The following is a 13747-nucleotide window of genomic DNA, read 5'->3' on the forward strand; positions in this document are numbered from 1 at the left end:
AAAACGCGCCTGTGGGCGCGTTTTTGCAGAAGGGGGGGCGGACTATTCGTCGAAGATACCGAAGTGATCCTTGGCGAAGTTGACCCGCTGCTCCACGTTCATCTTGACCTGACCCAACTTCTCGATGGTCTTGAGGTTGGGCACCAGGCCGCGACCGTTGGCGATCTGGATGGCGAGGCCCGGACGGGCGTTGAGCTCCAGCAGCATGGGGCCGCGGAACTTGTCCAGCACCATGTCGGTCCCGATGTAGCCAAGACCGGACATCTCGTAGCAGGAGGCCGCCAGGTTGAGCAGGGTGTCCCAGTGGGGCACCTTCAGATCGTAGAGATCCAGGCCGGTGTCCGGGTGGTGGCGCAGCGGGTTGCCAAACTGCACCGCCCGCAGGGCGCGGCCGGTGCGCAGGCACAGGCCCACCCCCACGGCGCCCTGGTGCAGGTTCGCCTTGCCATCGGAAGCCGAGGTGGAGAGGCGCATCATGGCCATCACCGGGAACCCCTTGAAGATGATCACCCGGGCATCGGGGACCCCTTCGAAGGAGTAGCCGTCGAACACGTCGTCGAAGTTGATGAGCCCTTCCACCAGCGCCACGTCGGGCTTGCCGCCGAGGGAATAGAGCCCCGCCAGGATGTTGGAGACATGGCGCTCCAGATCCTGGCCGTTGGCGGCGCTGCCGTTGGGCTTGTAGAAGAGGCCGTCCTCCTGGCGCAGGATCACCAGGATCCCCTTGCCGCCGGAGCCGCGGGCCGGCTTGATGCAGAAGCCCGGCCAGTCCTTCACCAGCGCGGTGATGCGAGTCACGTCGTGCTGCTCGCGGATGGTGCCGATGAGTTCAGGCACCGTCACCCCCGCATCCAGCGCGATGCGCTTGGTCTTGAGCTTGTCATCCACCAGCGGATAGAGGCGGCGCGGGTTGTAGCGGCTGATGTAGGAGTGGTTGCGCTTGTTCATGCCGAGGATGCCAGCCTGGGACAGGCTCCACGGACTGGTGTATTTCTGCCAGAACCACATCTGTTACTTGTCCTTACCCGGGGTGGCACCAGACTTCATCTCGTCCACCAGCGGCTTGAAGCGCTTGAGCTCGCTCAGCTTGTAGCCGGTGTAGTTACCCATCAACAGCACGGTCGCCATCAGCACCAGCTGCAGGCCCAGGAAGTTGAAGGTGAGGTGACGAATGAGCTCGTTGTCCATGGCCAGGTAGGCGATGACCGCCACCAGCAGGGAGCCGCCGCCCTGGCGGAACACCTCTTTGGGACCCTCTTCTTCCCACAGGATGGACATGCGTTCGATGGTCCAGGAGAGGATGATCATCGGGAAGAAGGTGATCTTCATGCCGTCGGTCAGCCCCAGCTTGAAGGCGAACGCCGAGAAGATGCCGATCATCGAGATCACCATGATGATGATCGCCGATATTCGGGCGACCAGCAGCAGGTTCAGCCTCGAGAGGTAGGAGCGGATCACCAGGCCGGTGCCGACGATCAGCAGGAAGCCGATGAGGCCGGTGACCAGCGAGGTCTGGATGAAGGCGACCGCGATCAGCACCGGCATGAAGGTGCCGGAGGTCTTGATCCCCACGATGACCCGCAGGAACACCACCATGAGCACGCCGATGGGGATGAGCAGCAGACCCTTGAACAGGGCTTGCTCTTCCAGGGGCAGGCTGTGGATGGAGAAGTTCATCATCTCGGATTTTTCGAACTTCTGGGCCAGGGCCACGTTGACCGGTTGCTCCTGCTCGATCATCGAGAAGGTGACGCGGGAGTTGTGACCGCCGGTGACGTCCAGGAGGGCGCCGGAGTTGTACTCCCACAGCAGCAGGTTGGCCGGTTGACCCTGTTCACCGCTTTGCGGGTTGAACAGCTTGTAGTCGGTCGGGCTGTTGAAGACCTGCAGGTAATCCACCAGCTCCTGACGGCGACGGCCATCTTCCAGGCTGAGGGCGTGAACCACCCGGGCCGGGACGTCCGCGTTGTTGAGCAGCTCGGCAATCAGATTGGCGCGGCTCTTGTGGGACTTGAGCAGCTCGGCGTTCTGTTCCTGCTTCTCGATCTCCTTGATGATCTCGCGGGTCAGGGTGTAACCGTCGGCGGAGCGCTCCTGGGCGCGCTCCAGGATCTGCTTCATGGCCGTGGCGTAGGGCTCGCTCTCGATCTGCTTCTCGATGGCGGGCGGCTGCGGGTTGGCGGCGGGCTTGGCATGGGCATCGGCCATCATGTCGACCCGGTAGTAGAGCTCCTGACGGCCGGAGGCGGTGCGGATGGACCACTCGGCGCGGGCATCCCCGTCTTTTTCCACGAACGACAGGCCATAGCCCGGGCTCGCGGCGTTCTCGTTCATCAGGGTGAAGCCAGGCTGGGTGCCCGGAATGGCCAGGGAGGCGATCACCGGCTCGCCGGTGGCCTCGAACTCGAGCTTGGCTTCGATGGACCAGATCTGGCGCTTTTCACCCGGCGTGAGCGGGACGTCCAGCGCGATGTGATGATAGAAGGTCATCCCCAGGCCGACGATGTAGAGCAGGGCGACCAGCAGATAGAACGGCTTACGGGAAACCATGGATTATTTCACATCCTTGAGCTTGGGTTTGGGTTGGATATATTCGCGGGCCACGTCGACCACGGCGATGTCTTTGAGGAATTCACGGCCCAGCAGCACGGGGAAGGTCATGTCGCTGCGGTCCTTCAGGGTAAATTCGGCCTTCTCGGTCATGTCGCCGATGCGCACGGCGAGGCGAACCACGGGGCGACGGTCGAGATCGTCGGCGGAAGCCTGACGGACCCGCACGTGACGCACCAGGGGCGCTTCAATCTGGATCTTGTCGTCCATCTCCTGGTGGCTCAGGAAGAAGCGCACCCAGTTCTTGCCGTTGCGCTCGAAGATGGTGATCTCCTGGGCGCTGATGGAGGAGGTGGTGGCGCCGGTGTCGACCCGGGCCTGGAAGGCGTCGTTGGCGGCGTCAACCCAGATCCACTCCGCTTCACCCACCAGCAGCTTGCCATCGACGGTGTGGCCCTGGCTCGGCGCCGGGCACTTCTCGGTGGGAATGGGCATGGCCTTGGGCGGCTCGGGAGGCAGGGTAGCCAGCTTGCTGTCGACTTTCTTCACGGACTCTTTCATGTTGGTGACATCGGTGTTGAGCTGAACCAGCAGGTGCTGTTGCTGCACATACTGCTTCTGTTGCTGTTCCATGGATGTTTGCAGACGTTGCTCGCTCAACGAGATCTCGTTGCGCAGCTCGGCCAGCGTCAGGGTCGGGGCCGGGGGGGCTTTTTCCATACTGACACACCCGCCGAGACTGAGCAGGGAGAGCAGGGTCATTCCTTTTAATTTGCTTTTCATGTCATTCATTTAACTGTGCTTCCTGGAATTGGGTCAGTGTAACTTCCACAGCCGCCATCGGCTAGTCTTTGGCCTTTCTGGCGATCAGTACGGCACGTTTGGGTGCCGGGTATCCTTCGACCGTGAGCGCAGGATTGTGTGGATCCAGATAGTCACTCAGGGACTCGTTAATCATCCAGTCGGTACGACGCTGTTCGTCGGTGCTGGTCATATTCTCGTCGACGATGCGCACATCGGTGAACCCGCAGCGCTCGACCCAGCGTGTGAGGGCCGCGCTCGAGGGGAGGAACCAGACGTTGCGCATCTTGCCGTAGCGATCGGAGGGCATCAGCACCTGGTTTTCGTCGCCGTCCACCACCAGGGTCTCGAGCACCAGCTCCCCATCGTCTTTGAGCTGGTTGCGCAACTGCTCGATGTGCTCGATGGGAGACTTGCGATGATAGAGCACTCCCATGGAGAAGACGGTGTCAAAGGCCCGCAGCGCCGGCAGCTCCTGGATACCGAGGGGCAGCAGGTGGGCGCGCTGGTCGTTGCCTGCGAAGTGGCGAATGGCTTCGAACTGGCAGAGGAACAGCGGGCTCGGGTCGATGCCGACCGCCAGTTTCGCCCCTTCCCCCACCATGCGCCAGAGGTGGTAGCCGCTGCCGCAGCCCACGTCCAGCACGTAGCGGCCCTGGAGCGGGCTGATGTGGGGCAGCACCCGATCCCACTTCCAGTCGGAGCGCCACTCGGTGTCGATGTGGATGCCGTGCACATGGAAGGGGCCCTTGCGCCAGGGCATGAGCTGGCGCAACAGGCTCTCGGTCTTCTTGCGCTCACCCTCTCCCAGGCTATCGGGGCCGCCGATGGCGACCCGCTCTTTGAGCTCGATCCGGTCGGGGGCCACGACGGGCAGCTTGGCGAGGGCGCGGTTCCAGCGCGGCAGATCCCCGTGCAGGTTGTCGTGCTGCCAGGCGTGCAGCTGGGCGGGCAGGGTGTGCAGCCAGTGGCTCAACCGGTTCTTGGCGATCAGTTGATAAAAATGGGCGAAATCGATCATGGCTTAGTTGGTGTCGCTGGCTTTGATGGCAATCATGGAGCCGAAGTTGAAGCACTGGAACCAGAGGTCCAGGTGGGTGAAGCCGGCGTCCCGCAGGCGCGCCTGATGAACCGCCAGGGTGTCGGTGCGCATCACGTTCTCAAGGGCGGTGCGCTTCTGGCTGATTTCCAGCTCGCTGTAGCCGTTGGCCCGCTTGAAGTCGAGGTGCAAGTCGATGAGCAGCTCGTTGACCTGCTCGTCATCGAAGCGGAACTTCTCGCTCAGGATGAGGATGCCGCCGGGGCGCAGGCCGTCAAAGATGCGCGCGATGAGGGCGGCCCGCTTCTCGGGGGCGACGAACTGCAGGGTGAAGTTGAGCACCACCACGGAGGCGTTCTCGATGGGGATGTCGCAGATGTCCGCCTCCACCAGCTCCACCGGCACCTCGGACTTGAAGCCCGAGAGGTGAGCGCGGGCCCGCTCGATCATGGGGTGGGAGAGATCCACCGCCGTGATCTGGCAGCCGGGCTGGGTGACGTGGCGGCGCATGGCCTGGGTCGCGGCGCCGAGGGAGCAGCCGAGATCGTAGAGGCGGCTCTGGGGCTGGGCGTAGCGGGCGGCCATCATGCCGATGGCGGAGATGATGTTGCTGTAACCGGGCACCGAGCGCTGGATCATGTCGGGGAAGACGTCGACGACCTGCTCGTCAAAGCAGAAGTCTCCCAGACGGGCAATGGGGGCGGCAAAAATCTGATCGTGCATGCTGACGCAACCTGACAGCCGGTGTGGTGGGCGGCTGTTTTATTCAATTGAATCTTGGGTGGACGGGCATCGAAATGGCGTCGTCACCGGTTGACGAACGGGGTGGCTTGCTCCGGGATCCTTCGGGCTGCCCCTGTTCGCAACGGGCCATGGTCCGGGCCCTCAGGGTGCCGGGCTGGGGTGGGCAACGCATTGCCATGCACCCAGGCCCGGGACCTTACTTGGGGCGCTAGTGTAGAGGAAAGGCGGGCGTTTGTCTTGACGCCAACCCCGGTGGGACCACAAAAAAAGCGGCTTTTTTTGGGGATGGAGAAGGGGCGGGGAGGGGGCCGCTCAAAAGGGCAGCACCCCCTGGCGGGCGCGATCGTTTTCTCCCGGCCAGGGGGCCATCTCCTGGCCGAGCAGGCGGCTGATCTGCCGTGCGAGTTCGGGGGCCCGGGCATTGTCGGCGGTGTGAACAAAGAGGTAGAGATCCTTGCCCTCCTGAAGCCATTGTTTCCAATGTGGCAACCATGGTGGCAAAAATGGGTGATTGTCCTCGATTTGAGGCAAACCAATCAGGCGCACCACCGGGGCACCCCCCGTGGCCAGCAGATGGACCGGCAACCTGGGTTTCTTGCCCTGGGCATCGATCATGGCGGCCGTGGTGGCGGGCACCGAGAAGAGCGGGCGGCTGTCGAGCATGATGCGATTGATGCCCCGCGCCATCAGCATCCGGTTGAGGGCCCGTTCCGCCTCCCCCTTGGCGAAGAAATCGGGGTGGCGCACCTCGAGGGCATAGGTGAAATCCTGGGGCAGCCGCGCGAAGAAGGCATCCAGACGGGCCAGCCCCTCTGGCCCGAAGCGGGCGGGCAGTTGCAGCTTGAGCAGCCCCAGCTTGTCATGCAGGGGGGCCAGCAGGCGGATGAAGGCCGTCACCTGTTTGTCCGCGCTCACCAGATCGCTCTGGTGGCTGATCTCCTTGGGAAACTTGAAGCTGAAGCGAAAGTGGTCGGGGACCGCATCGGCCCAGCGCTGCACCGTCTCCGGGGTCGGCGAGGCGTAGAAGGTGGTGTTGCCCTCCACGGAGTTGAACACCCGGGCATAGTCGGCGAGGTGCTCGGCGGGCCTGGCATTCATCCCCAGCAACTGGCCGGGCCAGGCCGGGTGTGACCACTGGGGCAGGCCCAAATAGAGGCTCATGATGGTTCCTGTCGGCAGGTTGGCGCACTTTTGCCCTCCTTTTTGCGCCAGAACAACAAAAAACAGGGTAAAGGGGGCTGCGGGCCATTTTACCCAAATGGAGGTTTTCCTCTATAATGCCAACCCTTTTGTTTGCCACATTGTCGTAATGCGCGCGACCGAGCCCCCGGGTGACGATGATCGCGGCCCGGCAGTGGCCAGACAACGACGCCAGCCGATACCCCGGCGCCCACTCGTCATCCCGGTCGGGAGCGGGGGCATGCCTGGGGCGGCGGCAAGAATCCGGCTCGGGGAGCCGGATGACCCGAGACAGATTTCAAACCGGGCAAGAAGCAGGATCTGGCCAGCTGTGAGACAGACGGTGCTTGCCAGTCGTGCCCGGCGACCCAGGATGAACCGTCTCTCTACCATTTCGAAGGAAGAAGTCCATGCGCTCTATCTATTGCGGACAGGTCAATGAGGCCCATGCCGGGCAGACCATTACATTGTGCGGTTGGGTCCATCGTCGTCGTGATCTCGGCGGCCTCATCTTTATCGACATGCGCGACCGCGAGGGCATCGTGCAGGTGTTCTTCGATCCGGACAAGCCGGACGCCTTTGCCCTGGCCTCCGAGCTGCGCGGCGAGTTCTGCATCCAGGTGACCGGCGTGGTGCGTACCCGCCCCGACTCCCAGCGCAACAGCGACATGGCCACCGGTGCCATCGAGGTGTTCGCCCACGAGCTCACCATCATCAACCGTGCCGAGCCGCTGCCCCTTGACTTCAACCAGGTCAACAGCGAAGAGGTGAGCCTCAAGTACCGCTACCTGGACCTGCGTCGTCCCGAGATGGCCAAGTACCTGAAGACCCGTGCCAAGGCCAGTGCCTTCGTGCGCCGCTTCATGGACGAGCACGGCTTCCTCGACATCGAGACCCCGATGCTGACCAAGGCGACCCCGGAAGGGGCCCGTGATTACCTGGTGCCGAGCCGCGTGCACAAGGGCAAGTTCTACGCCCTGCCGCAGTCCCCCCAGCTGTTCAAGCAGTTGCTGATGATGTCCGGTTTCGACCGCTACTACCAGATCGTCAAGTGCTTCCGCGACGAAGACCTGCGTGCCGACCGCCAGCCGGAATTCACCCAGATCGACGTGGAGACCTCCTTCATGACCGCGCCCCAGGTGCGTGAAATCATGGAAGAGATGATCCGCAAGCTCTGGCTGCACATCCTGAACGTGGACCTGGGTGACTTCCCCATCATGACCTTCGACGAAGCCATGCGCCGCTTCGGCTCCGACAAGCCGGACCTGCGCCTGCCCATGGAGCTGGTGGACGTGGCAGATCTCTTGACCGAGGTGGAGTTCGCCGTGTTCGCCGGTCCTGCCAAGGATCCGAAAGGCCGTGTGGCGGCCCTGAAGGTACCGGGCGGCGCGGAGCTGTCTCGCAAGCAGATCGACGAGTACACCAAGTTCGTCGGCATCTACGGTGCCAAGGGCCTGGCCTGGATGAAGGTCAACGACGCCGGGAGCGGCCTCGAAGGGGTGCAGTCCCCGGTGGCCAAGTTCCTCTCTGACGCCATCGTGCGCGAGATCCTGGCCCGCACCGGCGCGATGGATGGCGACATCATCTTCTTCGGCGCCGACTCCAAGAAAGTGGTGTGCGATGCCATGGGCGCCCTGCGCCTGAAGGTGGGCCGCGATCTGGGCCTGGTGGAGAACGTCTGGAAGCCGCTCTGGGTCATCGACTTCCCCATGTTCGAAGAGGATGGCGAAGGCGGCCTGGCGGCCATGCACCACCCCTTCACTGCCCCGAGCAACCTGGGCCCGGCCGAGCTGAAAGCGAACCCGGTGGGCGCTTACGCCAACGCCTACGACATGGTGATCAACGGTTACGAAGTGGGTGGCGGCTCTGTGCGTATCCACAACAGCGAGATGCAGTCCACCGTGTTCGACATCCTGGGGATCACCCCGGACGAGCAACGCCTGAAGTTCGGCTTCCTGCTGGATGCCCTGAAATACGGCACCCCGCCCCACGCCGGCCTGGCCTTCGGTCTGGACCGCCTCAGCATGCTGCTGACCGGCACCGACAACATCCGGGATGTCATCGCCTTCCCGAAAACCACGGCGGCCGCCTGTCTGATGACAGACGCCCCGAGCTTTGCCAACCCGGCCCAACTGGGCGAGCTGGCGATTGCGACCACCGTCAAGGGTGACGAATAAGCCGTTATCGGCAACAAAGGCCGCAGCGATGCGGCCTTTCCCGTTTCCCCCTGGGCGCAACCAGTGTTACTGAAATTTCCAACTATAACGGAGAGTCCCTATGGCAGGTCACAGTAAATGGGCCAACATCAAACACCGCAAGGCGGCGCAAGACGCCAAGCGCGGCAAGATCTTCACCAAGCTGATCCGCGAAATTACTACCTCCGCGCGTCTGGGTGATGCCGATCCTGCCAACAACCCCCGCCTGCGTGCGGCGGTGGCGGCAGCCCTGACCAGCAACATGACCCGCGACACCATCAACCGCGCCATCGCCCGTGGGGCCGGCGGCGGTGACGGTGAGCAGCTCGAGACCATCGTGTACGAAGGGTACGGCCCGGCCGGTTCCGCCGTCATGGTGGAGTGCCTGACCGACAACCGCAACCGTACCGTGGCCGAAGTGCGTCACGCCTTCAGCAAGTGCGGCGGCAACCTGGGGACCGACGGCTCCGTGGCCTATCTGTTCACCAAGAAGGGGGTGCTGACCTTCGTGGGCGCCGATGAAGACGCTCTGATGGACGCCGCGCTGGAAGCCGGTGCCGACGACGTGGTGACCGAAGAAGATGGCACCATCGAGGTCTACACCACCCCGAACGACTTCGGCACCGTGCTGGACGGTCTGGAAGCCGCCGGCTTCAAGCCCGAGAGCGCCGAAGTGACCATGATCCCCTCCACCGAGGCGGAACTGGATGCCGAGACCGCGCCCAAGCTGATGCGCCTCATCGACATGCTGGAAGATCTGGACGACGTGCAGGAGGTGTACCACAACGGCTCCATCTCCGACGAGATCGCCGCGACCCTGTGATCCCCCAGAGCAAGAGGGAGGAGGCCACAACGGTCCTCTTCCCCGGCTCCGGCGAGATCACCGGCCGCTCGCGACCCTGTTCAGGTTCGCGAACACACAGGTGCGACACCTTGTTCACCTTCGCAAAAACGGCAGCCCGGGCTGCCGTTTTTTTATGTGCCAGACCGAGCACCTCCCCTTGTGGTTCGATTTCCTCTCTTAATGTTCGCTTAAGTTTGCCGTCCTAGGATGACCCCGTATCTGGACCTCCCTGGCTCTTGTCCTGTTTTTCAGGGTCGAGTGTCGGGATGGTCACCACGAAGCCTGCTGGCAGGTTGTTAGTTCCACTGGTTTGTCGGAGTCTCTCTATGCGTCTCACTCTGGGAGTGATGAAGGTCAATCTGTTGCTGGTGCTGCTGTTTGCACTGGTCTTCAACTGGCCCATTTTCCTGCACTTTTATCGCATTCTCAGCGCCCTTGAACACGTCAAGGCGGGGTTTGTCCTCTCCATTCCCCTGGTACTGGTGGCGGCCCTCAACGCGGTGTTCCTGCCCTTTACCTTCCGTTATCTGCTCAAGCCCTTCTTCGCCTTGCTCATCCTGACCGGCTCCCTGGTCAGCTACGCCATGCTCAAGTACGGGGTGATCTTCGACATGGGCATGATGCAAAACATCATCGAGACCAACAGCGGGGAGGCGGGCTCCTACCTCAACGGTTCCGTGGTGCTCTGGTTCCTGCTGACCGGCCTGTTGCCGGTGCTGGTCCTGCTGTGGGTGAAGATTGAGTATCCCCGTCCCTGGTACAAGGGGCTGGGTCTGCGCCTCGGTTCCATCGCCCTCTCCTTGCTGTTTCTGGTGGGGGCTGCCGCCCTTTATTACCAGGATTACGCCTCGGTCGGGCGCAACAACAAGTCCCTCGGCAAGGAGATAGTGCCCGCCAACTATGTGCACGGGCTCTACAAGTACGCCCGGGATGTGGTCTTCGCCACTCCCATTCCCTACCAGCAGATCGGCACCGATGCCAGGGTGATCGGCCAGCACGAGAAGCCGACCCTGATGTTCCTGGTGGTGGGGGAGACGGCTCGCAGCCAGAACTACTCCCTCAACGGCTACAAGAAGGAGACCAACGGCTTCACCGAGAAGGAGGCCAATGTCGTCTCGTTCAGGAACGTGCGCTCCTGCGGCACCGCCACTGCGCTCTCCGTGCCCTGCATGTTCTCGAACATGACCCGGCGTGGCTATGACGAGGCCAGGGCCCAGTCCCAGGACGGCTTGCTAGACGTGCTGCAACATGCCGGGATCTCGGTGCTCTGGAAGGAAAACGACGGCGGCTGCAAGGGGGTGTGCAAAAACGTCCCCACCATCGAGATTGAGCCCAAGGCATTCCCCGCATACTGCTCCGGCAATGCCTGTCATGACGAGGTGCTGTTGCAGGGGCTGGATCAGCAGATCGCCGACATGCAGGGCAAGCAGGGCAGCAAGCTGGTGGCCTTCCACCTGATGGGCAGCCACGGTCCGACCTACTATCGCCGCTACCCGGCCGCCGATCGCGTCTTCCTGCCGGACTGCCCGCGCAGCGACATCGAGAACTGCAGCAACGAAGAGCTGGTGAACACCTATGACAACACCATCCGCTACACCGACAAGGTGCTGGCCCAGCTCATCGACAAGCTCAAGAGCCTGGAGAGCCAGTACAACGTGGGGCTGGTCTATCTGTCGGATCACGGCGAATCCCTCGGCGCCATGGGGCTCTATCTGCACGGCACCCCCTACAAGTTCGCACCGGACGATCAGACCCGGGTGCCGCTCCTGACCTGGTTCTCTCCCCAGTTGCAGGCAGACCGTCAGCTCAATCTGGATTGCCTGCAACAGGAGGCAGCCAGCAAGCGCTTCTCCCACGACAACCTGTTCCACTCCATGCTCGGCATCATGGACGTGCAGACCCAGGTCTATGACGGCAAGCTGGATCTGTTCAAACCGTGCCGGGCGGGGTGAACCGGCGAAAACAGACCATAAAAAAACGGCAGCCACTGGCTGCCGTTTTCGTATCCGAAGGGGTAGGCCTTACTTCTGCTCCATGATGATCTGCAGCAGATCCCCTTCCAGCAGGGAGCGCTTGACCAGGGCGAAGCCGCCGATGGTGGGCTGGTTCTGGAAGCGCGCCTTCACGATGGGCAGGCCGCGATGGAAACTTGGCAGAGACTGGTGCTCGACACAGCGGCGGATGGCCGGGATCAGGATCTCTTCGGCGGCGGTGATTTCACCGGCGATGAGCACCTTCTGGGGGTTGAACAGGTTGACCGTGATGGCGATGGCGCGCCCCAGGTGCTCCCCCACGTTCTCGATCACGCTGCGGGCCAGCTCGTCACCGGCCACCGCCGCCTTGCACACCTCCTGGATGGTGATGTGCTTCTCTTGCAGCGAACTCAGGTGACCGCGGCTGATGAGCTCCTTCACCTTGTCGACGATGGCCTCGTTGGAGGCGATGGTCTCGAGGCAGCCGAAGTTGCCGCAGTGGCAGCGCTTGCCAAGGGGTTCGACCTGGATGTGGCCTATTTCGCCGACGTTGCGGTTCTGGCCGAGAAACACCTTGCCCTTGGTGATGATGCCCGAGCCCGTCCCCTGGTGGACACTCACCAGGATGGAGTCCATGCAGTCGCGGGACTCGCCGAAGAAGTGTTCGGCCAGCGCCAGCGAACGGGTGTCGTTGCCCACGTAGCAGGGGAGGTTGAAGTGGTGCTCCAGGAGCTTGGCGAGCCCCAGGTTGCGGATCTGGTAGGTGGGGGTGTAGATGACCATGCCGGATTCCGGGTTGACCAGACCCGGCATGGTCAGCGCGATGCTAATGAGGTTGCGGCTGCGATCCTGATTGGCGTCGATGAAGGCGCCAATCTCCCGCAGCAGCATGTCCACCACGGGTTGCTGCTCGATCTCGGTCACCTGGGTGATGTGCTGATCGAGCTCCTTGCCGTCGAGGTCATACAGGGAGAGCTGCAGGTAGCCGCGACCCAGCTTGGCGGACACAAACTGGAAGCGATGCTTGATGGTGGTCAGGGAGATGGCGCGGCGCCCGCCGGTGGAGGCTTGCGGCGAGGTTTCCCTGATGAGGCCGTGCTCGATCAGTTGCCGGGTTATCTTGGTCACGCTGGCCGGGGCCAGCTGACTCAACTCAGCAATTTTGACCCGCGAGATGGGCCCCTGCAGGTCAATGAGGCGATAGACGACCGCACTGTTTACCTGCTTGATAAGATCTACGTTTGCTATTTGTCCGCCAGTCATAGTGTCACTGTGTTGTGTAGTGTCCGTTAACCACGGTCCCGCAGACCGCGAAGGCCTGATCAAAGACGGTGAGGTTGGCAATTTTTCCGACCTGGATACTACCGAGACGCGAGTCCCATCCAATGGCGCGAGCGGGGTAAAGGGTGGCCATTCTCAGTGCTTCGTCGAGCGGCAATCCGACCTGTTTGACCAGATTTTCCACCCCTTCGATCATGGTGAGGGCGGAGCCGCCGAGTGTACCATTCTCATCGACGCACTGACCATCGCGGAAATAGACGGTTGCGCCGCAAAAATCAAATTTCTCAAAGCCTTCCGGTGCGCCCGCCGCCGCGGTGGCATCGGTGACCAGCACCAGCCGCTCCCCCAGTATCCTGTGCGCCAGGCGCACGTTGGCCCAGTGTACGTGGTGGCCGTCGACGATGATGCCCGCATAGACATCCTTGCGATCGTAGATGGCACCGACCACGCCGGGCTCGCGACCATTCAGGGTCGGGGTCATGGCGTTGTAGAGGTGGGTGGCAAAGCGCATGCCGTTGTCAAAGCCCGCCATGGCCTGATCGTAGTTGGCGGCGGTGTGGCCGGCGGAGACCAGGATGCCGGCCTCCACCAGACGGCGGATGTGCTCGGGCTTGTTGCGCTCTGGCGCCAGGGTGATCTTGGCGATGGCGTCCGCGTTGTCGCAGAAGAAGTCGATCATCTCGTCGGCGGGCTGGCGGATCTGTTCGGCCGGGTGGATCCCCTTGCGCTTGAGGTTGGTGTAGGGCCCTTCCAGATGGACGCCAAGCACCTCGTTGGGGTGGGCGGCCATGTAGTCGCGGGTGACGGCGACGGCCTGCTTCATGTCCGCATCCGGGCTGGTGATCAGGGTCGGCAGGAAGCTGGTTGTCCCGGATTTCAGGTTGGCCGCCTGCATGGTGGCCAGGGTGTCCGTGGTGATGTGACCGTTGAACATGACGCCACCGCAGCCGTTGAGCTGGACGTCGATGAAGCCGGCGCTGAGGTTGGCGCCCTGGAGGTCAATCTGCTCGATGCCGGCGGGCAGTTCTGCCTGGCGGGAGATGGCGACAATCTTGTCGCCATCGATGACCACGCCATAACCGGTCAGCACGCAGCTGCCGGTGTAGAGAGTGCAATTAGTCAGAGCGTACATGGGAGCTCC

General features: G+C 62.6%; 11 protein-coding genes. 3 read left to right on the forward strand and 8 right to left on the reverse strand.

Translation table 11 applies throughout. The annotated features are described in order from the left end of the window. Nucleotides 1-42: 42 nt before the first annotated feature. The 6 genes from C3418_RS01805 to C3418_RS01830 all read right to left on the reverse strand — a co-directional run bounded on the left by C3418_RS01805 (nt 43) and on the right by C3418_RS01830 (nt 6295). Nucleotides 43-1008, reverse strand: a complete 966-nt coding sequence (locus tag C3418_RS01805; RefSeq protein WP_010674087.1) for an alpha-L-glutamate ligase-like protein — start codon at nt 1006-1008, stop codon at nt 43-45. 3 nt (nt 1009-1011) lie between these two features. After that, nucleotides 1012-2550, reverse strand: coding sequence for an inactive transglutaminase family protein (locus C3418_RS01810; protein WP_010674088.1), 1539 nt, complete (start codon nt 2548-2550; stop codon nt 1012-1014). Between the two features lie 3 nt (nt 2551-2553). Next, complete coding sequence (locus tag C3418_RS01815; RefSeq protein WP_010674089.1) at nt 2554-3312, reverse strand: ATP-dependent zinc protease; 759 nt, start codon at nt 3310-3312, stop codon at nt 2554-2556. Between the two features lie 82 nt (nt 3313-3394). Beyond that, the gene (cmoB, locus tag C3418_RS01820) at nt 3395-4372 is read right to left on the reverse strand and encodes a tRNA 5-methoxyuridine(34)/uridine 5-oxyacetic acid(34) synthase CmoB (protein ID WP_010674090.1); all 978 of its coding nucleotides are present in this window, start codon (nt 4370-4372) and stop codon (nt 3395-3397) included. 3 nt (nt 4373-4375) lie between these two features. Then, nucleotides 4376-5113 (reverse strand): carboxy-S-adenosyl-L-methionine synthase CmoA, encoded by a 738-nt coding sequence (gene cmoA, locus C3418_RS01825; protein ID WP_010674091.1) that lies wholly within the window; start codon nt 5111-5113, stop codon nt 4376-4378. Between the two features lie 333 nt (nt 5114-5446). Next, on the reverse strand, nt 5447-6295 hold the full coding sequence (locus tag C3418_RS01830; protein WP_010674092.1) for a DUF72 domain-containing protein: 849 nt from the start codon (nt 6293-6295) through the stop codon (nt 5447-5449). A gap of 428 nt (nt 6296-6723) precedes the next feature. Between C3418_RS01830 and aspS the strand changes: the two genes are divergently transcribed. The 3 genes from aspS to C3418_RS01850 all read left to right on the forward strand — a co-directional run bounded on the left by aspS (nt 6724) and on the right by C3418_RS01850 (nt 11304). After that, nucleotides 6724-8490, forward strand: a complete 1767-nt coding sequence (aspS, locus tag C3418_RS01840) for an aspartate--tRNA ligase (RefSeq protein ID WP_010674093.1) — start codon at nt 6724-6726, stop codon at nt 8488-8490. Nucleotides 8491-8590: 100 nt separating this feature from the next. Beyond that, complete coding sequence (locus C3418_RS01845; RefSeq protein WP_010674094.1) at nt 8591-9331, forward strand: YebC/PmpR family DNA-binding transcriptional regulator; 741 nt, start codon at nt 8591-8593, stop codon at nt 9329-9331. A gap of 347 nt (nt 9332-9678) precedes the next feature. Further along, the gene (locus C3418_RS01850) at nt 9679-11304 is read left to right on the forward strand and encodes a phosphoethanolamine transferase (RefSeq protein WP_029314244.1); all 1626 of its coding nucleotides are present in this window, start codon (nt 9679-9681) and stop codon (nt 11302-11304) included. Nucleotides 11305-11373: 69 nt separating this feature from the next. Here the strand turns inward: C3418_RS01850 and C3418_RS01855 are convergent, their stop codons facing one another. Together C3418_RS01855 and nagA are read right to left on the reverse strand one after the other, a co-directional pair. Beyond that, entirely contained in the window at nt 11374-12588 is a 1215-nt protein-coding gene (locus C3418_RS01855; RefSeq protein WP_010674096.1) for an ROK family protein, read from the reverse strand. A gap of 4 nt (nt 12589-12592) precedes the next feature. Next, the gene (nagA, locus tag C3418_RS01860) at nt 12593-13738 is read right to left on the reverse strand and encodes an N-acetylglucosamine-6-phosphate deacetylase (protein ID WP_010674097.1); all 1146 of its coding nucleotides are present in this window, start codon (nt 13736-13738) and stop codon (nt 12593-12595) included. Nucleotides 13739-13747: the final 9 nt, after the last annotated feature.

It is taken from the genome of Aeromonas sp. ASNIH8, from assembly GCF_002919855.1.
GTDB classification, from domain to species: domain Bacteria; phylum Pseudomonadota; class Gammaproteobacteria; order Enterobacterales; family Aeromonadaceae; genus Aeromonas; species Aeromonas caviae.